Origin of the sequence: Rhodococcus sp. JG-3, assembly GCF_000482405.1 — a bacterium.
Classification (GTDB): Bacteria; Actinomycetota; Actinomycetes; order Mycobacteriales; family Mycobacteriaceae; genus Rhodococcoides; species Rhodococcoides fascians.
In genome coordinates this window covers 842,051-861,862 of record NZ_KI519398.1, presented here as the reverse complement: position 1 = coordinate 861,862, position 19,812 = coordinate 842,051, and the positions used below count along the sequence as shown (strand labels likewise).

General features: G+C 64.6%; 14 protein-coding genes. 8 read left to right on the top strand and 6 right to left on the bottom strand.

Translation table 11 applies throughout. From position 1 onward, the window contains the following. The first annotated feature begins 51 nt into the window (after positions 1-51). The 8 genes from K414_RS0105405 to K414_RS0105370 all read left to right on the top strand — a co-directional run bounded on the left by K414_RS0105405 (position 52) and on the right by K414_RS0105370 (position 11,545). Positions 52-627 (top strand): NUDIX hydrolase, encoded by a 576-nt coding sequence (locus K414_RS0105405; RefSeq protein ID WP_027495017.1) that lies wholly within the window; start codon positions 52-54, stop codon positions 625-627. Positions 628-629: 2 nt separating this feature from the next. Further along, positions 630-3,032 (top strand): DUF6049 family protein, encoded by a 2,403-nt coding sequence (locus K414_RS0105400; protein ID WP_237606137.1) that lies wholly within the window; start codon positions 630-632, stop codon positions 3,030-3,032. Beyond that, positions 3,029-7,219, top strand: a complete 4,191-nt coding sequence (gene murJ, locus K414_RS0105395; RefSeq protein ID WP_081701536.1) for a murein biosynthesis integral membrane protein MurJ — start codon at positions 3,029-3,031, stop codon at positions 7,217-7,219. Before K414_RS0105400 ends, murJ begins: the two co-directional genes overlap by 4 nt. Before the next feature lie 99 nt (positions 7,220-7,318). After that, the gene (sigM, locus tag K414_RS0105390) at positions 7,319-7,900 is read left to right on the top strand and encodes an RNA polymerase sigma factor SigM (protein ID WP_045841535.1); all 582 of its coding nucleotides are present in this window, start codon (positions 7,319-7,321) and stop codon (positions 7,898-7,900) included. Between the two features lie 59 nt (positions 7,901-7,959). Then, positions 7,960-8,718: a hypothetical protein gene (locus tag K414_RS0105385; protein WP_027495013.1), complete on the top strand. Its 759-nt coding sequence runs from the start codon at positions 7,960-7,962 to the stop codon at positions 8,716-8,718. A 125-nt stretch (positions 8,719-8,843) separates the two neighbouring features. Next, entirely contained in the window at positions 8,844-9,833 is a 990-nt protein-coding gene (trxB, locus tag K414_RS0105380) for a thioredoxin-disulfide reductase (RefSeq protein ID WP_027495012.1), read from the top strand. Between the two features lie 47 nt (positions 9,834-9,880). Continuing rightward, positions 9,881-10,213 (top strand): thioredoxin, encoded by a 333-nt coding sequence (gene trxA / locus K414_RS0105375; protein ID WP_008711582.1) that lies wholly within the window; start codon positions 9,881-9,883, stop codon positions 10,211-10,213. Between the two features lie 138 nt (positions 10,214-10,351). Further along, positions 10,352-11,545 carry an N-acetylmuramoyl-L-alanine amidase gene (locus tag K414_RS0105370; protein WP_027495011.1) on the top strand — a complete coding sequence of 398 codons (1,194 nt, stop codon included), beginning with the start codon at positions 10,352-10,354 and terminating at the stop codon, positions 11,543-11,545. A gap of 38 nt (positions 11,546-11,583) precedes the next feature. Here the strand turns inward: K414_RS0105370 and K414_RS0105365 are convergent, their stop codons facing one another. The 6 genes from K414_RS0105365 to yidC all read right to left on the bottom strand — a co-directional run bounded on the left by K414_RS0105365 (position 11,584) and on the right by yidC (position 19,810). Further along, positions 11,584-12,264 carry a hypothetical protein gene (locus K414_RS0105365; RefSeq protein WP_027495010.1) on the bottom strand — a complete coding sequence of 227 codons (681 nt, stop codon included), beginning with the start codon at positions 12,262-12,264 and terminating at the stop codon, positions 11,584-11,586. 235 nt (positions 12,265-12,499) lie between these two features. Then, positions 12,500-13,576 carry a ParB/RepB/Spo0J family partition protein gene (locus K414_RS0105360; protein ID WP_027495009.1) on the bottom strand — a complete coding sequence of 359 codons (1,077 nt, stop codon included), beginning with the start codon at positions 13,574-13,576 and terminating at the stop codon, positions 12,500-12,502. Between the two features lie 3 nt (positions 13,577-13,579). After that, positions 13,580-14,581 (bottom strand): ParA family protein, encoded by a 1,002-nt coding sequence (locus K414_RS0105355; RefSeq protein ID WP_027495008.1) that lies wholly within the window; start codon positions 14,579-14,581, stop codon positions 13,580-13,582. A 76-nt stretch (positions 14,582-14,657) separates the two neighbouring features. After that, entirely contained in the window at positions 14,658-15,335 is a 678-nt protein-coding gene (gene rsmG / locus K414_RS0105350; RefSeq protein WP_027495007.1) for a 16S rRNA (guanine(527)-N(7))-methyltransferase RsmG, read from the bottom strand. A gap of 2,665 nt (positions 15,336-18,000) precedes the next feature. Then, positions 18,001-18,693: a R3H domain-containing nucleic acid-binding protein gene (locus K414_RS0105325; RefSeq protein ID WP_027495005.1), complete on the bottom strand. Its 693-nt coding sequence runs from the start codon at positions 18,691-18,693 to the stop codon at positions 18,001-18,003. A 25-nt stretch (positions 18,694-18,718) separates the two neighbouring features. After that, positions 18,719-19,810, bottom strand: coding sequence for a membrane protein insertase YidC (gene yidC / locus K414_RS0105320; RefSeq protein ID WP_027495004.1), 1,092 nt, complete (start codon positions 19,808-19,810; stop codon positions 18,719-18,721). Between the last annotated feature and the right edge of the window lie 2 nt (positions 19,811-19,812).

Below are 19,812 nucleotides of genomic sequence, written 5' to 3'. Positions count from 1 at the left end.
CCACGGTGCGGCAAGCCGGAGCGGGGCACCGAGGCAACTAGTATGGATCGGGTGTCTGCTGCCGAACGTGCGAACAGGAGCCGCCGCAACCCGCGGCGGCGTCAAGCACGCGCCGACACCGAAGCACCCAAGCTGCGGACCGTCCGAGAAACCTCTGCCGGAGGCCTGGTGGTCGACGGCCTCGACGGCCCGCCTGCCACCCGCTGCGCAGCCCTGATCGGCCGCACCGACCGGCGCGGACGCCTGCTCTGGTCCCTGCCCAAAGGACACATCGAGCAGGGCGAAACCGCCGAGCAGACGGCCATGCGCGAAGTCGCCGAGGAAACCGGCATCCGCGGCACCGTGCTGGCGTCGCTGGGAAGCATCGACTACTGGTTCGTCACCGAAGGCCGCCGAGTCCACAAGACCGTTCACCACTACCTCCTCCGCTTCCTGGGCGGTGAACTGTCCGACGAGGATCTCGAAGTCACCGAAGTCGCCTGGGTACCGCTGAGCGAACTGCCGTCCCGACTCGCCTACGCCGACGAACGCAAACTCGCCGCCATCGCCACCAGACTCATCGAGGACATGAACGGCGAGCAGGCAACCGGCGGCGACACGAACGCACCCACGCCCGGCGGGAAGTGATCGTGCGGGCCCGGAAGGTCGCTGCCGCCGCATTGACCTCGTTTTTCCTCGCTGCAGCGCCGGCCGTCGGCACCGCAGCACTGGGACCCCAACAGCTCCCTACTGCCACGGCGCAGCCAGATTCCGCCGGAGACGCCAGCGGCACGACCAGCGCCGTTCCCGATACCCCGATGACGCAGGCCGGCGATCCGTTCCTGACGCTGAGCATCGATACGGTCGCACCCTCGACGGTCACCACCAGCAGCGATCCGTTCGTCACGGTTCGCGCGACAGTGAAGAACACCGGCGATCGACGCGTCGACGACGTCAGCGTTCGCCTGCAGGGTGCCGCGGCCATCGACACCACGTCGGGTCTGCGGACCTCCCTGACCCTCGACCAGGAGAGATTCGACCGCGTCGGATCGTTCGTCACGGTCGCCGAGTCGCTGGAGAAGGACCAGAGCCGCCAGTTCGATCTGTCGATGCAGTTACGAAGCAGTACCGAGCCCTCACTCGGGATCGACGCTCCTGGCGTTTACCCCCTACTTCTCAACGTCAACGGCACCCCCGAGTACGGCGGGACGGCTCGACTCGACGACGCCCGCTTCCTGCTACCCGTCGTCGGACTGCCGCGGAATCCCGGTCAGCTCGACCCCGCAGCGCCCGACGCGATGCCGCTACCCCCCAACACCCGGAATCCCGTAGCGATGACGGTGTTGTGGCCACTCGCCGACATTCCCCGTCTCGCGGCCGGAATCCCCGGTTCCATCGACGATCGAGTGCGTTTGATCGACGACGACCTGGCGACCCAGCTCGCCGCCGGTGGTCGGCTCGACACCCTGCTCAAAGCCCTGGAATTCGCGACGCAGCCCGGTCTCGATCCCGACGGCAAACTGGCGTCGAGCCTGTGCATCGGCATCGATCCCGACCTGCTGGTCACCGTCTCGAACATGACCCGCGGCTACCTCGTCGTCGACAACCCGGCCGATCCGGCCAGCTCCGCGCGGGAGGGCTCCGGCAGCGGGGCCGCAGCCCAGTGGTTGACGCGGCTCGAGGCACTGGCGTCGAACACGTGCGTGACGGCCCTACCGTTCGCTCAGGCCGACCTCGCCGCCGTCGCCGACATCGGTGATTCCTCGCTGCTCAGCAGCGCTGTCGCCGCCCCGGCCGACATCGTCGACGGCATCCTCGGCATCAGCTCGTTACGCGGTTTCACCTGGAGTGCCACCGGCGGCGTCGACGCGGGCGCTGCGGACGCGCTGAGATCGTCGGGAACCGGGACCGTCCTCGTCGCCGACAACAGCATCAGCCCACCCACGTCGTCGCCGACGTCTCTGCTGGTGTCCACCGACACCGCGCCGACCGCCGCCGATCCGACCGGCACCTTGGCCGCCACCCACTACGACTCGGCGACCGCAGCCGCACTGGCCGGCGTCGGGACGACCCCGTCGACCCCGGCCTTGACCCCGGCGAATCAACGCTTCGACCTGGGCACCGACTCTCGCACCGCACGGCTGCAGGACGCCCTCGGCGCCATCAATTTTCACGCCCTCGTCGGAGCCGATCGACCCGGCCGCACGGTGACCGTCGCACCGCCGCAGTACTGGACCGCGGGAGGAGACGAACCGTCGGCAATCCTGTCGACGGTGTCCTCGCTGTTGCGTTCGGGCCTGGCGACGCCTCGCCCGCTGCTCGGCCTGATCACCGAGCCCCCCACCGGAATCCCGGTGACCAGCATCGATGTGCCGACCGATCTCGATGCGTCCGCCATCGACACGGTGCGAACACAGAGCGCACGGGTGGACACCCTGGCGCAGTCACTGGTCGAGGATCCCCAGTCCGCGCTGACTCCGCGCCTGTACACCGCCCCGCTGCGAGAGGACATGCTCCGCGCCCTGTCGACCGCGGGTCGCGCCAGCGCCGAGGGCGAGGACGCCGCGGCCATGGCACGCACCCGTCTCACCGCGACCCGCGTCGGGCTCGACACCGTCTACGGATCGGTGACCGTGCTGGCCCCGGGCGGCGTCTACACACTCGCCTCCGAGCAGAGTCCGCTGCTGCTCGTGGCCCGCAACGACCTACCGGTGCCGGTCAACGTGCTCCTCCGAGTAGACGCACCACCGGAGATGACGATCAGCGACGTCGGTGTGACCCAACTTCCGGCGCGCGGATCGCGAACCATCACCGTGCCCGCCGAGGTGGACGACAAACGCAATCTGTCGGTCGACTTCTCCGTCACCACCCTCGACGGCACCCGGCTCGGCGAGGTATCGACGGTGTCGGTTCGATCGAACGCATACGGTCAAGCTCTCGCGATAATTACCGCCTGCGCCGGCGCGCTCCTACTGTTGCTTGCAGGCCGACGACTCTGGCACCGATTCCGAGGACAACCCGACCCGGCCGACGAAGGGTACGAGAGACCATGACAGGCAATGTGCCGTACGACGGCGACCTGCCCCGGTCACGCATGCCCGCAGCGCAGGTGTTCCGGCGCACGACGCCCCCACGCCCCGCCCCCTGGGAGCGACAACCGCGACCCGAGATGCGTTCCTACCCTGCGCCGCCCCCGCTCGACGGTCAACCGGCAGCGGACGACTCCGCAACTCAGCTCATCCCACGGTTCCGGGACGAGGACTACCCACCCGCCGCGCCGTCGGGGAACATTCCTCCGCCGCAGACACCACCGGGCGGCAACGAGTCACCACCGCAGCCCGAACCCAGACCTCAGAAATCGTTGCTGGCCGCGTCGGGCTCGATCGCCGTTGCGACCCTCGTCAGCCGGATCACCGGATTCGCCAAGCAAGTAGCCATGACGGCCACCCTGGGTGCCGGCCTGGCCAGTGCGTTCACCGTCTCGACGATTCTCCCGAACATGATCTCCGAGCTGGTGCTCGGTGCCGTCCTCGGAGCGATCGTCGTTCCTGTCCTGGTACGCGCAGAACAAGAGGACGCCGACGGCGGACGTGACTTCGTCCGACGCCTGTTCACCATTGCGGTCGCGCTGCTCGGCACCGTGGCGTTGGCCGCAACCATCGCTGCGCCGCTGCTGGCGCGTCTGATGCTCAACGGTGATCCGAAGGTCAACGAGGACCTGACCATTGCCTTCACCTATCTGGTGTTGCCTGCGCTGATGTTCTACGGGCTCTCCGGCTTGCTCACGGCGGTGCTCAACACCCGACAGAACTTCAAACCCGGTGCGTGGGCACCGGTGTTCAACAACCTCGTGGTACTCGCGGTGTTCGGCATCTACTTCCTGATGCCGGGTGAGATCACCGTCAATCCGGTCGACATGACGAACCCGCAGCTGTTGATCATCGGCCTCGGCGTCACCACCGGTGTCATCACGCAGGTCCTGGCGCTGATCCCTGCGCTTCGCCGCGAGAAGATCGACCTGCGCCCACTCTGGGGGTTCGACGCGCGCCTGAAGAAGTTCGGCGCGATGGCGGCCGCGATCGTGCTCTACGTCGTCATCAGTCAGATCGGTCTGATCGTCGCCACCAACATCTCGTCGGGAGCCGACGACGCGAGCCCCACGATCTATTCCCAGGCCTGGATCGTGCTGCAGTTGCCGTACGGCATTCTCGGCGTCACGGTTCTGACGGCGATCATGCCTCGACTCAGTCGTAATGCCGCCAACGGTGACACGCCCTCGGTCGTCGACGATCTCTCCGTCGCCACCCGATTGACGATGGTCGCGATGGTCCCGATCGTCGTGTTCCTGACGTTCGCGGGGCCGTGGGTGGGCGAGGCGCTGTACGGGTTCGGCAAGTTTGCGCCCGACGCCAACCGGCTGGGTGAGGCCGTGAGCTGGTCGGCGTTCTCCCTTATCCCGTACGCCCTGGTCCTGATCCACCTGCGCGTGTTCTACGCCCGCGAGCAGGCCTGGACGCCCACCTGGATCGTCCTCGGCATCACCGCCGTCAAGATCGGCCTGTCGTTGCTCGCCCCGATCGTCGCAACCGATCCGGAACAAGTGGTGCTGCTCCTCGGCACCGCGACCGGCCTCGGCTACACCGCAGGTGCCGTCATCGGCGGATACCTGCTGCACAAGAGCCTCGGCAACCTGCGGATGGCCAACGTCGGGAAGACTGTCTGGCTGGTTCTCATCGCCTCGCTGGCCGGCGGCGCAGCCATGCTCGCCATCGACCGGATCGTCGGATTCGACGCCATGGCGAACGGCTGGATCGGCAACTTCGTGCGCGTCGCGATGGACGCCGTCATCATGCTCGGCATCACGTTCTCCATCCTGTGGTTCGGCAAGATTCCCGAAGTACTGGCCGTCACCGTCGCGTTGAGCCGTCTTGTCCGCCGGGTCCTCGGACGGGCGGCCCCGCCCGAGCCTGCGACGTCCGGTTCGGTGCCGGATCCGGCTTCCGCGGAAACCAGCGTGATTCCTGTTATTCGAACCGAGCCCACATGGGACACTGCGCGGGATCGACTCCCGTACCCTGGTCAACGGCACCCGGGGGCAGACGCCCCTGCAGGTCGACCGCTTGTAGAACAACACGGGGCATATTCGCCTGAAGGAGTAACAGTGACCGACGACGATGTTGCTGGGGGGCCGGCACAGTCTCCAGCAAACGAAGCCGACCGAACGAGCGGCGGAGTCGAAGTCGACACCCAGGACCGCACCGAGCCCGTGAAGGCCCAGTCTGCTGCGTCGTCGAAAACACCCGAGTCGAAAACACCCGAGTCGAAGACAGCGGACCCGAAAGCACCTGATTCTTCGGAGAAGCCGAGCACACCCAGCACGCCTGAGTCGGCGGCAGCATCGAGTGCCGAGGCCACCGAGAAGAAGGAAACCAAAGCGTCTGCTCCCAAGGATCAGACGATCGCGATCTCCAAGGCAGCGCTGGCGGCCAAGCCGTCCGACAAGACCGTCTCCATCTCGAAGGCGAAGCTGCCGGTCGACGACGCGAGCAAGGCCGAGCCGAAGACCGACAGCACACCGGTGGACGCGACGAAGAAATCGGCGGCAGTCGACACACCAGTAGCACCGAATCCGACGACGGACAAAGCTGCCGAAAAACCAGCCGAGGACCAGTCCACCGCGGACGCCCCCGGGCGCACCCTTCGCGGACCGACGCTGATTCCCGGTGCGTCGGTGGCCGGGGGACGCTACCGCCTGTTGGCACCGCACGGTGGAGCTCGCGGGCTGAAGTTCTGGCAGGCCCACGACGTCAAGCTCGACCGCGAGGTCGCGTTGACGTTCGTCGACGCCGATCAGCAGTCCACGGCGTCGCCCAACGACCGCACTCAGGGCCCGCAGGCAATCCTGTCCCGAACGCTGCGCCTCGGTCGGATCAACTCTCCCGGCCTCGCCCGGGTGCTCGACGTGGTGCGCGGTAGCTCCGGCGGCATCGTCGTCGCCGAGTGGACTCCCGGTCGCTCGCTGCGCGAGATGGCCGATACGGTTCCTGCCCCCACCGGTGCCGCTCGTGCGATCAAGGTCCTGGCCGCCGCGGCCGAGGCTGCGCACCGAAGCGGCGGCGCACTGTCGATCGACCACCCCGATCGCGTACGCATCAGTACCAGCGGCAACGCCGTCCTGGCGTTTCCCGCGACTCTGGCGGACGCCGACTCCAGTTCGGACGTCCGTGGTCTCGGTGCCATGCTCTACGCCCTGATCACTGCACGCTGGCCGTTGTCGGACACCACCGGAGAAGCCGTCGTTCCCGGTGACGCGGCATCCCTGCGCAGCGTCGGCGGCATGCGTCCGGCCGATCGGGACGACAAGGGTGCGCCGCGCGAGCCTCGCGAAATTCGCCCCGACGTTCCGTTCGAGATCTCTGCCGTCGCGGTACGAGCGCTCGAGCAGAACAGTGGCATTCGCACCGCCGCGACGGTGCAGCACGTTCTCGATCAGGCCGCGGTGGTCAACGACAAGACCGACCTGATGCCGGCACTGCGACTGGGCCAGCGTGCCCCGGGAGCCAGCGGTCACTCGCTCGCAGACCCGGAAGAGCTGGCCGCCGAGAAGGCGAAGTCGACGCGAACCAACATCGCCATCGCCGTTCTCGGCGCTCTGACGGTGCTGATTCTGGCGTTCGCCGGCTACTGGTTGTTCACCTCTATCGCGGGCGACAACACCGATGCACCGCTGGACAGCCAGGAGTTCGGGCTGACGACCCCGGCTGCCGCACCGCCGGCCGGCGACACCGCTGCGCCCCCGGCGCCGACGGGTGGACCCGTCGCGATGAGCGATGTCAGCGTCTTCTCGCCGCAGGGTTCTGCAGACAACCCGGGCACGGCATCGAACGTGATCGACAACAACCCCAGCACGGCCTGGACCACCGACTCCTACTTCCAGCAGTTCCCGGCACTGAAGAACGGTGTCGGACTGCTCGTCACCATCCCGTCGTCGACGTTGAAGAACGCGTGGATCGAATCGACGTCGCCGGGAACGGTCGTCGAGATCAGGTCCGCTCCCAACGATTCACCGAGCCTCGGCGACACCACGCTGCTCGGTGAAGCCACTCTGCAGAACGGCCGCACCGACATCGCGCTCGACGGCACCGAACCCACCGGCAACGTCCTGGTGTGGATCACCACCCTCGGAGAGCAGGGTGGCCGCATCGCTACCTCGATCTCCGGGATCGGTTTCGACACGTAAAACCGGCGATACAGAGGCAAATCGCGTTCGTTTCGTACTTCGCGGTATCGATGGCCTAGGCTCCCCCCAATGCGTTAACACGGGGGGAGCCGTTTTCGTATGACCGAACGTATCGATTCGGCGCTGGGGGAGCGCACGGATGCGGAATTGTTGGCTGCTCATGCAGCCGGTGAGCCCACCGCATTCGCCACGTTGATCCATCGCCATCAGGAACACCTGTGGCTCACGGCACGCCGCACGAGCTACACACCCGAGGACGCATCCGACGCGTTGCAGGAGGCGTTGCTCTCCGCGCATCGAACGGCCGGGTCGTTTCGCGCGGACGCTGCAGTCCGCAGTTGGTTGCACAAGATCGTCGTCAACGCGTGCCTCGATCGCATTCGCCGAAACAAGGCACGTCCGTCGGTTCCGTTGAGCGAGAACGAGAGTCACGAACCGGTGTCGCCTCGGGACCGAATCTCCGAATCCGAGACGAGCATCCTCGTCCGACAGGCCCTGATGACGCTGCCGCCCGACCAGCGAGCGGCGGTGGTCGTCGTGGACATGGAGGGCTACTCGGTGGCCGACGCCGCAGCGTTGCTGGGGGTTCCCACCGGTACCGTGAAGAGTCGATGCGCTCGCGGCAGACTCAAGTTGTCGACGCAGCTCGCATACCTCAAGGACGCAGGGAACCGAATCTAGACCCCTCGCGTCTAAACCGTGTGAGAGGGAAAGAAGACTCGGCGAAGGGAGGCAGGAACGTGTCGTCGAACACCGACGCTCTACCCGGTGCCCCGTTCTCACCCGAGTTGCTGGCCGATCTGCATGCAGATGCGCTACCCGAGGACGTCAGCAGTCGGCTGTGGCCGTTGGTGCGTGCCGACGCCGAGGCGATGCGAATCCTGGCGACACTGGACACCGTCACCGCTCGGCTGCACGAGTTGGGCGAGGATCCGAACGGCACGATGCCCGTTCCCGCCGACGTCGCCCGGCAGATCGATCGCACCCTCGAGACCCTGGCCGACACAGAGTCGGCGGACCGTACCGCCGATGTCCTTCCGCTTCGCAGACCTCCACGTAGCGCGCGTACACGCCGGCACGTGATCGTCGGAATTGCCGCTGCTGCAGCACTTCTCGCGGGTGGTTCGGTCACCTTCGCCGCCGTTCTGCACAGCCCGGGCACGTCGGATCCCGTCGTAGCCGAGCCGGGGACCACGCCACCCGACTCGTCCCTCGTTCTCGATTCCACCGATCTCGACTCGAACGTCGCGTTCACCGTCATCGGTAAACGAGACCCCGGCAGCCTGTCGGATCCGGCAGACCTGGCCGCGTGTCTCGACGCCAACGGCGTGGACCCCGCCGCCACCGTTCTCGGATCCAGTCAGGTTCGAATCGAAGGCCGACAGGGAACTCTCCTCGTCCTCGCCGGGGCCGGGCCGGCGCAGTTCATCGCTCTGGCAGTAGGCAACGATTGCCGCGGCGGCAATCCCGATGTCCTCACGCGTCGCGATATCGGCTGACACATCTCTCACCGGGGAACAACTGCCTCTAGGGTGGTGTTGACCAGATGTACGTCGATAGGCAGTGCTCAGTGCACTTTCGCGTCGACGCCAAGAACACGCCGCACAAGATCGGAAGGTCTGCATTGAGTACCCCCAAGGTTCACGATCTCATCATCGTCGGTTCGGGACCGGCCGGTTATACCGCCGGTGTCTACGCGGCCCGCGCAGAGCTGGAGCCGATCCTGTTCGAGGGAACCCAGTTCGGCGGTGCCTTGATGACGACGACCGAGGTCGAGAACTTCCCCGGTTTCCGCGAGGGCATCATGGGCCCCGATCTGATGGAACAGATGCGCGAGCAGGCGCAACGTTTCGGTGCCGACATCCGCACCGAGGACGTCGAGGAGCTCGAGTTGACCGGGCCGATCAAGACCGTCTCGGCGGGCGGCGAGACCTACCGTGCTCGCGCGATCATTCTCGCGATGGGCGCAGCCGCTCGGTACCTCTCCATTCCCGGTGAGGAGAAGCTCCTCGGACGCGGCGTCAGCGCATGCGCCACCTGCGACGGGTTCTTCTTCCGCGACCAGGACATCGCCGTCATCGGCGGCGGCGACTCGGCAATGGAAGAGGCAACCTTCCTCACGCGCTTCGCCCGAAGCGTGACGATCGTGCACCGCCGCAGCGAGTTCCGCGCGTCCCGCATCATGCTCGAGCGCGCCAAGAAGAACGAGAAGATTCGTTTCCTCACCGACACCAAGGTTCTCGAAGTCCTCGGCGACACCAGCGTCACCGGCCTGTCTCTGGAACATGCAGTCACCGGCGAGAAGACGACTCTGGACGTCACCGGAATGTTCGTGGCGATCGGCCACGATCCTCGCAACGAGCTGGTCAAGGGCCAGGTCGAACTCGACGATGCCGGCTACGTCAAGGTTGCATCGCCCACGTCGGCCACCTCGGTCGAAGGCGTGTTCGCTGCAGGCGACCTCGTCGATCACGTCTACCAGCAGGCCATCACCGCTGCGGGTACCGGCTGCACCGCATCCATCGACGCCGAGCGTTGGCTGGCCGAGCAGGGCGACATCACCACCAACACACTCGAGCACGCCGATCAGCCGGTCGACGCCGTCAACGCCTGACCGGTAGCCCCACCACCTGTTTGCAGACCCACACCGAGGAGATTCACATGTCCGACGACAAGAGCACAGTCACCATCACCGACGCGTCGTTCGTCGACGACGTTCTGACCAGCGAGAAGCCCGTTCTGGTCGACTTCTGGGCCACCTGGTGCGGCCCGTGCAAGATGGTTGCTCCCGTTCTCGAGGAGATCGCTGCCGAGCACAAGGACAAGCTGACCATCGCCAAGCTCGACATCGACGCCAACCCGCAGGCGGCTCGGGACTTCAAGGTCATGTCCATCCCGACGCTGATCCTGTTCCAGGGTGGCAAGCCGGTCAAGCAGATCGTCGGCGCAAAGGGCAAGGCCGCGCTGCTCAAGGACCTCGAAGGCGTTATCTGACTCACCCACGCTTGGTGTGGATTGCCGCAGAAGCCTGTCTTTCTGCGACAATCATCTGATGTGCCGATGCTTGCGTCGGCACATCAGCGCATCGAAGTGCGTGTAGACCGTCAGGACGATCGAGAGGGTTTTTCCAGGATGCAGGAGCTCAGTCACGGCGATTCCGGACCCGCCGTCGCCGAGGTCCGCGGCACTCTCTCGGCACTCGGTTTCCTCCACGAGGCCGTGGTTCCGCCCGGCCCGATGGACGACGGCCACTGGACGGCCCCGGGATCGGTGTTCGACCGGGCCCTCGACGGTGCCGTCCGCGCATTCCAGCAGCATCGCGGCTTACTGGTCGACGGTATCGTCGGACCGGCCACGTACCGCGCCCTCAAAGAAGCGTCCTACCACCTCGGTGCCCGCACGCTGATCTACCAGCTGTCCGCTCCGCTGTACGGCGACGACGTCGCCACCCTGCAGACACGCCTGCAGGACCTCGGTTTCTACAACGAGCGCGTCGACGGCTTCTTCGGTCCGAAGACGCACGAGGGCCTGTCGTCTTTTCAACGCGAGATCGGTCTGGCTCCCGACGGTATCTGTGGTCCGGCGACACTGCGTTCGCTCGACCTCCTCGGAACCCGCGTCACCGGTGGATCGCCCCACGCGATGAGCGAAGAAGAACTCGTACGCAAATCCGGCCCACAGTTGACGGGTAAGCGAATCGTCATCGACCCCGATCTCGGTGGTGCCGACACCGGCCGCATCGTCGACGGCACATTCGGACGCGTCTCCGAATCGGAAATTCTGTGGGATCTAGCCAGTCGTCTCGAAGGCCGAATGGCGGCGACCGGAATGGAAACGTTCCTCTCTCGTGCACGGGGAACCAACCCGTCGGTGGCCGACCGCGCGGAAACCGCCAACGCCTGGGGCGCAGATCTGATGATCTCGCTGCGCTGCGCGTCGAGCACCAGTCCTGTGGCCAACGGAGTGGCCAGCTTCCACTTCGGTAACTCGCACGGATCCACCTCGATGATCGGCCAGGTCCTCACCAGCTACGTGCAACGCGAAATCGTTGCTCGCACACCACTTCTCGATTGCCGCAGTCACGGCCGCACGTGGGATCTGTTGCGGCTCACCAACATGCCGACCATCCAGATAGACCTCGGCTACCTCACCAACGAATCCGACGTCGAAGTACTGAGCGATCCGCGATTCCGCGACATCATTGCCGAAGCAATCCTGATCGCCGTCAAGCGGTTGTACCTCCTAGGTCAGGACGACCAACCGACCGGCACGTTCACGTTCGCTGAACTACTGGCCGAGGAACTCGCCGCCGCCGACCGCCCCTGATCGACGGCGCCCCCGAGCCACCGGTCGGAGCCCGTCGTTCAGCGAGCTCCGACCGTCGACTTCTGTTCGATGTCGACCACCGAGATACTCGCCGCCACCAGCAATTGCTCGAGCGCCGATTCGACGTCCTGCTTCCACCCGTGATCGCGATCCAATTCGAGGCGGAGTCTCGGGAACCTGTGATGCGGCGCCACCACCTCGAAGCCGACCTTCTCCAGAAAGTCGGCGTCGATCATGCATGTCGCAGCCGAGCACGTCGCATGTGCCGTCGCGTTGGGAATTGCCGGCGACGCGTCGTCCGCATTGTGGCGAATGCCGAAGGCCTCCAAGGCACGAACACCACGATTGACGAGATCGCCGACCACCGCCTGAATCAGGGTTGCCGAATGCAGATCCGCATCGGCCGGGGAGTCGATACGAAGCTGGGTCAGTAGGACCGCGTCGGGACTGACGGGCGAAGTAGGGAAGGTCGACGCCCGAGGAACTGCGCGGGGCGGGCAGTACAGCGCACACCCGATCGTGTTGCCGTCCACGGACAACAGCTGTCCGCACGATCCCCACTCGAGCATGATCGTCGACAACCACACCTCGTTCTCGAATTCGAGGTCCACTGCCGCGCCGTCGGACGTGGGATCGAGGACCCAGAAGCTACACCGCCGAGAATGTGCCGGCAGATGTTCGAACGAGCCGAGGGTCACTCCGGTCACCATCGCCGACACCGCGTACCTCAGCCTCCGTGCAGTCGTTCCACCGCTCGATTCTCGGTGGGGAGCCGATTCTCTCCTCGACCAGGATAGGCGACGGGGTCGCGCTACCTGGTGATCGGGGAAGATCCTCGAAACCTAGTGCATCACAATAGTTTTCGATCCAACTTGCCGTTTTCGGGACCACTCGTCATCGATATACGTCACAGTGACGTTACGCCCTGGTATGACTGGTCCTGAAAAAACGCGGCTACTTTTTCTTCTGAGCTTCCATCATCTCGACGATTCTCTGAAGGTCGTCGACCGACCCGAATTCGACGACGATCTTGCCCTTTCGCTTACCCAGACTCACTGTCACCCTCGTATCGAACGAATCCGAGAGACGATCGGCCACATCCTGAAGGCCCGGCATCTGGATCGGCTTGCGCTTCGCCGCCGGTTCGGGGGACTTACCGTCCTCGCGATTGGCGAGAGTGACGGCTTCTTCCGTCGCTCGAACCGAGAGACCCTCGGCCACGATGCGCGCAGCCAACGATTCCTGTGCATCCGATCCCGCGTCCAACGACAGCAGTGCGCGTGCATGTCCCGCCGACAGAACACCGGCTGCGACACGTCTCTGTACCGGAATCGGCAGCTTCAGCAGACGGATCATGTTGGTCACGACGGGGCGTGAGCGACCGATCTTTGCCGCGAGCTCCTCGTGCGTGACATCGAATTCCTCGAGCAGCTGCTGATATGCGGCCGCCTCTTCGAGAGGATTGAGCTGTACGCGATGGATGTTTTCGAGCAGTGCGTCGCGCAGCATTGCGTCGTCTGCGGTTTCCCGGACGATCGCGGGGATCTTCTCCAGGCCCGCTTCCTGGCTCGCGCGCCACCGCCGCTCGCCCATGACGAGTTGATACTTGGCATCTCCTGCAGCTGCAGAACCGGATACGAGACGCACCACGATCGGCTGCATGAGGCCGAATTCGCGAATCGAGTGCACCAGTTCGGCAAGGGATTCGTCGTCGAAGACGTGCCTCGGCTGCTTGGGATTGGCCTCAATTCTCTCCGGCGAAATCTCCCGATACACGGCACCGACAGGGGAGAGGTCGCCCCCGTTCAGCACCGGCGGCGTCGGAGTAGGTGCCGTTGCGGTCTCTGTGGTGTCGTCGGACGCCGCTGCCCGCTTGGGCTTCGTCGACGTGTCCGCCTTGTCCTTGGCGTTGCGGTCGGCACCGATGATGACGTCGGCTGCTGCATTACCGAGGCGCGGTCCGGCATCGGGGCCCGTGGGGATGAGCGACGCGAGTCCGCGCCCCAGACCGCCCTTACGTGCTTGACTCATGTCCTACTTCTTTCGTGCGTCGATGCCGGCCGAGCGAGCAGCGAGCTCTCGTCCGGCGTCCAAGTAACTCATTGCTCCACGCGAACCCGGGTCGTAATCCAACACCGTCATGCCGTACCCCGGTGCCTCGGAGACCTTCACACTGCGCGGAATCACGGCACGCAGGACGGCATCACCGAAGTGCTTGCGCACTTCCTCGGCGACCTGATCGGCCAGTTTGGTGCGGCCGTCGTACATCGTGAGGATGACGGTCGAGACGTGCAATTCAGGATTGAGATGGGACTGAACCAGCTCGATATTCCGAAGCAGCTGCCCCACACCCTCCAGTGCGTAGTACTCGCATTGAATGGGAATCAGCACCTCGGTGGCCGCCACAAGCGCATTGACTGTCAACAGACCGAGTGACGGTGGGCAGTCGATGAGGATGAAATCGGCGTCGAGTCCGGCCAACTCCTCGACCGACAACGCCGTCTTGAGGCGTCCTTCCCGGGCCACCATCGAGACCAACTCGATCTCCGCGCCCGCGAGGTCGATCGTTGCCGGGATGCAGAACAACCGCTCACTGTGTGGACTCTGCTGGATCGCGTCTTTGGCCTTCACTTCGCCGATGAGCACCTCGTAGCTCGACGGCACACCGGAATGATGTTCGACGCCCAGTGCGGTGCTGGCGTTGCCCTGAGGGTCCAGATCCACCACCAAGACCGTCAGGCCCTGGAGCGCGAGTGCGGCTGCGAGGTTGACCGCCGTCGTGGTCTTGCCGACGCCGCCCTTCTGATTCGCAATCGTCAGCATGCGGCGCTTCGCCGGCTTGGGCAGCGTCACCGATCCCGGGTGAAGGACCTGACTGGCCCGGTGCGCGGCGGCCCCGATCGGGGTGTCGTCGGTCGAAATCGAGTTGGTGTACTCGAAGCCACTCGTCACCCCCGCCTTGTTGGCGGCTGCGTTCGACGACTTCTTCTTGGACTCTGTTTCACGTGAAACAGCGGGATCCGACCCACCCGACATATGTGCTCCTTAGTGCGGAACTGAATGTGTTCTACGTTCGATACAAACGGCGCGGGGCGATTCCCGCAATCGATCATCAGTGGCGACTGAGCCGCCGCGGCTCACGGACTGCCCTGACGACGATGGTGGGTGTCGGGAGAAGACCGACACCGCACTCCACGACCTCCAGCTTGCCAGCACCCATACGGGTGAGGGAAGTCCTGTCGCGTTCGATCTCCTCACTCGCGCTGGAACCCTTCAGCGCGAGCATCCGGCCGCGTTCGTGAACGAGGGGGAGAGACCATTTGGCGAGCTTCTCCAGCGGGGCCACAGCCCTCGACGTGACGACATCCGCGCCGCCGGCTTCCTTCTTCACGCCGGGCTGCTCGGCCCGCCCACGTACGACCAACACGTTCAGATCGTGCTCGTCGATGAACTCGGCCAGATAGACGGTTCTCCGAAGAAGAGGCTCGACGAGCGTCACCCGAAGATCCGGTCGAGCGATGGCAAGAGGGATGCCGGGAAGGCCAGCACCGCTGCCGATGTCGACCACAGTCTCGCCCTCGTCGATGAGCTCGCCGATCGCAGCGCAATTGAGGATATGCCGCTTCCAGAGTCGCGGAACTTCGCGTGGACCGATCAGCCCCCGTTCGACTCCGGCGGTAGCCAAGGACTCGTGATATCTCCGAGCGAGATCCAGTCGATCTCCGAACATCTGCTCGGCGACGGCCATCAACTCGGTGCTATCCGACGCTTCTTGTTCCACGTGAAACATCATCCCGTGCTCGGGCACGGATCGCCAAACGACACCTCTGTAAGTCAACGAGATTGCGAGGTTCCGGGAGTTGGAGTCCCGATTCGCTGGGTGGAGCACACCAGGACCGCCGTCCGCGCACCCGCTCCCGATTCGACGGTTCATCTTTCCCGACACGTCTCCGTCGCCCAGTACGCCGGTGTTTCACGTGAAACCGCGCCGCGGTCCGACGGCTGGGGAATCGTCGATTGCGGGCGTAGGACCGACCAACCCGATGTCCTCAGCGCACTCCAATGAACTTGTGCACCGATCCACATCAAGTGGGACTTCCAGGTCCGCCGATGGTTAACGAGATGCCCGTACGACCAGACCCATCCGGTACGAGAGCCCTTCCTGTCTCCCATCCGATGGGGGAGCGTCAGGCCGGGGACTAGAAGTGGATCGCTGCCCCGTACCCACCGCCGTCATGTGGTCCTCGGCCGGGCCGCCTACGACCGTTGCTATATGGACACTCGGCGAGCCCGCCAAGGGAAAGCACCCAATCGGCACATTGACCCGACCAGCCGACACGGGTCCCACACAATCCGCCTATGCGATGAGCACACCCGAGGACGGCGTTGGGGACCGCGTTCAGTGAAAGGCATCCGCCATCCCCGCCCAGGTTTTGAGCAACCAGTTCGTCGAGACGAGTCGTAACTCTGATGGCCGTCTGCGTGCTGTCGGGCGGCGGCGCCCTCCGCTGTTTCACGTGAAACCGGACAGCTCACTCTAGTCGAACAGCATCGGCAGATTCGTCGCGCGAATGACACCGCAATCGATCATGCCTCGACCGAGCCTGCTACACGTCGCCCTCACTCTCGACCACAGCCTCGCCCCACAGCACCAAGCTCGAAGCCGACTCCGCACCCCCTCGTTCGGACCGGCTCTTGCGACCACCCGCCGTGGCGTCGTCCGCGATTGGCACCCACGCTTTCGGATACAACCGGACAGCTTCGAGCATCGTTTGACCTGTCGGAAAATGTCGCGCGGCTCGGACTGCTCCTCGCGCCCGCCTACCGCCGGCTGTCGCGAGCACCGGTCGACCGGTCGCAAGATCGACGCCCGGTTCGGACTGCTCCTCGGGCCGGGCCCGCCGAATGTCGTGAGCATCGGCCGGAGCGTATTCAAAAGCGTCGGACGCCTCGAAAGCAGGATCGTGCTTTAGATCGTGTTTCACGTGAAACACGATCCAAGTCTCTGCGGGTCACGTTCGCCGTCGACTTCGCCGTAGTCTCGATGACCGTTAGTCGCCCTCGGCGCCAAGTTCTACAACGGGTCTTACCGACGATAAGTCTGGATGTCAGATTGGCAGGCGACCCTCGGGTGCCTCCGATCAGTTGGACCACTTCACCCGCAGACGCAATTCGAAGACGACGACTGCACGGCGATTGAGGGCGGCAGCGTCGATCCCTCCTCGAGCAAATGGGGTCGGACGCATAGAGCGAGCCGGCACCAGTCCAACCGAGCCCAGTCTCGATAAGTGACAGCCGTCCAAGAGACCCGACTGTTTCACGTGAAACACGCACACGCGTCCGCTCCCCTCGTAAGTCACCCGGGGGGAGGTGGTTCTCCCTACGCGACCGTCGTGTCCATGATGCGACGCCGGGGCGCACCCACGATGGGTGATCCTGCGTTCGCAGACATTCGCGATCCGATGCTGGTGTATCGAGTCCCGCTGAGCGTGAAGCGACCGAAGGTGACTACGAAACTGCCGGCCGCCACACGTCACGCCATGGTGAACCACCCATGCTCATTCGACCTAACCTGCGCCGTCACCGCGCCGGACACTCCGCCGTCGCAATCCAGAACAAGGTCATCACAGAATTCACCCAGACAGATCCTGCTACACCTCATGCCTCCAGGAGTTCGCGCAGCACGCACAGCACGGTCACAACCCACCGTCCGTCGATGGGCTCACGTCTTCATCCAACACCGGCTCGGCAAGTGAGGAGTACACCTTCTCCCGGCCCGACAGCAGAGTTTGAGGTCATGAACTAGCCCGGTGTGCCCGCCCGCTACACCGAGGCCCGCCTGTCATATCGTCGCGCAAGGGGCCACGGCGACTATGTGCTCGCCGCGGGCGCGCATCGCGGCAAGCGAACCGACGGTCGGATAGTCCGCGGTCCCACCGTGACTTGATTCCTTCCTCGGAACTTGGAACTGAGCACACGCGTGCGTTGATGCTGCAGAACTAAGCGGGCGGTTCTCAGCGTGTGCACGATGGGTGGTCTCGGCTACTCGCAATCGGCTGGGGTCCAAGAGTTGGTTGACACCCTCGACCTCGCCGAGCCGCGAGGCATTCCTCGATCATCGGCTGTCGACCAAACGGGATCCGGTCGCATGATCGGCGTGCGTATGACCGCCACAAGGGCGAGCCACCTCGACCTATCAATCGACATCTGCCTCAGCGTTCGTTTCACGTGAAACATCGTCCAACACGTGGAATCACGGACAGAGCCGCCCTGCAACCACCCGTCACAGTGACGAAAGCGTCCGATACCGCTGGGCCCTTTATTTTTCGCTCTCGGAGCCCATCCGATCGCCAACACCCAAGGCAAATTACATCCGTGCAATTCAAGCCCGAGCTTTCGACACAAACGACGATGGCCCCCACCGAAGTGGGGGCCATCGCTTATCGAAAGTGTCGTTATGCCTTGACGACGACGACTCGTCGAGCGGGTTCGACGCCGGTACTTTCGCTCGCAACGCCGTCGATCTTGGCGACTGCGTCGTGCACGATCTTCCGCTCGAACGGAGTCATCGGAGTCAGTTCTTCACGCTCTCCGGATTCGAGTACTCGACGTGCCGCTTCGGCACCCAGGTTCCCGAGCTCGGTGCGTCGCTTGGCGCGCCACCCGGCGACGTCGAGCATCAGCTTGCTGCGCTCGCCCGTCGACTGCTGCACAGCCAGACGGGTGAGTTCCTGCAGAGCGTCGAGTACCTCGCCCTTGCGACCGACGAGCTTGGCGAGATCGTCTCCGCCGTCGATGCTGACGATCGCGCGATCACCCTCGACGTCGAGGTCGATGTCTCCGTCGAAGTCGAGCACGTCCAGAAGCTGCTCGAGGTAGTCGCCGGCGATTTCGCCTTCCTCGACCAAGTAGTCCTCGTCGTCTTCGTCGTCCTCATCCGGATCGTCGTCATTCGAGGCCGCAGCGTCATCGACACTCGTGGGAACCGACGGCGTCTTCTGCACGGCGTCGTCGACGGTTGCGTCGTCGTCGGACTCCGTCTCGACGGCACTCACCTGATCGGTCTCGACCATCACGTCACCCACTCCATCCCCAGCTGCTGCGTTCCGTACTTCGTCGTTCTGTGCTTCTTCGGCGTGCGCTGCCATGTTCGTCCTTCTCTCGACGTGTCGGTCAGCGCCGCTTGCGCTTGGTCGACTTGTTCCTGTTCGCCTGCGGTCGCGGTTTGCTCGGCGTGGCAGACCCTGACGAGGACTCCGTCCCGGCGGTTCCGGCATCGGTCGAGGACTCTTCACCTGTCGGTGCCATCTTCGAGAGCTTCGGCCGAGCGCCGGGCTTGGGCTTGGTGGTCGAGACCGGCTTCACTCCGGGCTTGGGCGCATTCTCCGAGCGCTTCTCGACGGCGGCCGCTACCTTGGCGGCCTCTTCCTTGTCGATCTTGCCGAACACGAGGTGCTGCTGCGCGTAGGTCCAGGTGTTGTTGCTGACCCAGTACAGCAGGATGGCGATCGGAAGCAATGCGCCGAAGACGAGGACGCCGAGCGGGAACACGTAGAGGGCCAGCTTGTTCATGATCGCGGACTGCGGGTTTGCTGCCGCGGCAGCGCTCTGACGTGCGACCGACGCACGTGAGTTCAGGTGCGTCATGATCGCCGCGATGATCATCAGTGGGATGGATACCGCCGCGATGACCCATGTGGACGGAATTGTTGCTCCCGGACCCACAGCGAAGGCGTTGAGCTGATCCTGCGGCATCGTGATCCACGCCGAGATCGGTGCACCGAACAGACGAGCATCGAGGAACGACTGCACATCGGACACGTTGAACGCGTAGTTCGACAGCTCACGATTCTCTTCGGGCGTCAGCCCGAGCTGACCGAAACCGGTGCCGGTGCGGTTGAACGAGCGAAGCACGTGGAACAGGCCGATGAAGACGGGTGCCTGCGCCAGCACGGGGAGGCAGCCCATCAACGGGTTGAAGCCGTGTTCTTTTTGCAGCTTCTGCATCTGGACGGCCATTTTTTGCTTGTCTTTGCCGTACTTCTTCTGCAGCGCCTTGATCTGCGGCTGCAGTTCCTGCATCTGCCGCGTCGTGCGGACCTGCTTGACGAAGGGCTTGTACAGGATCAGCCGGAGGGTGAAGACGAGGAAGACGACGGACAATGCCCAGGCGAAGCCATTGCTGGGATCCTGGAACACAAAGCCGAACACCTTGTGCCACACCCAGAGAATCCAGGCAACCGGGTAGTAAATGAAGTCGAGCACGG

Excerpts from the sequence above, each read along its gene's own strand:
- murJ (WP_081701536.1), top strand. The coding sequence starts at position 3,029 with ATGACAGGCAATGTGCCGTACGACGGCGACCTGCCCCGGTCACGCATG.
- sigM (WP_045841535.1), top strand. The coding sequence starts at position 7,319 with ATGACCGAACGTATCGATTCGGCGCTGGGGGAGCGCACGGATGCGGAA.
- trxA (WP_008711582.1), top strand. The coding sequence starts at position 9,881 with ATGTCCGACGACAAGAGCACAGTCACCATCACCGACGCGTCGTTCGTC.
- K414_RS0105370 (WP_027495011.1), top strand. The coding sequence starts at position 10,352 with ATGCAGGAGCTCAGTCACGGCGATTCCGGACCCGCCGTCGCCGAGGTC.
- K414_RS0105360 (WP_027495009.1), bottom strand. The coding sequence starts at position 13,576 with ATGAGTCAAGCACGTAAGGGCGGTCTGGGGCGCGGACTCGCGTCGCTC.
- K414_RS0105355 (WP_027495008.1), bottom strand. The coding sequence starts at position 14,581 with ATGTCGGGTGGGTCGGATCCCGCTGTTTCACGTGAAACAGAGTCCAAG.
- rsmG (WP_027495007.1), bottom strand. The coding sequence starts at position 15,335 with ATGTTTCACGTGGAACAAGAAGCGTCGGATAGCACCGAGTTGATGGCC.
- K414_RS0105325 (WP_027495005.1), bottom strand. The coding sequence starts at position 18,693 with ATGGCAGCGCACGCCGAAGAAGCACAGAACGACGAAGTACGGAACGCA.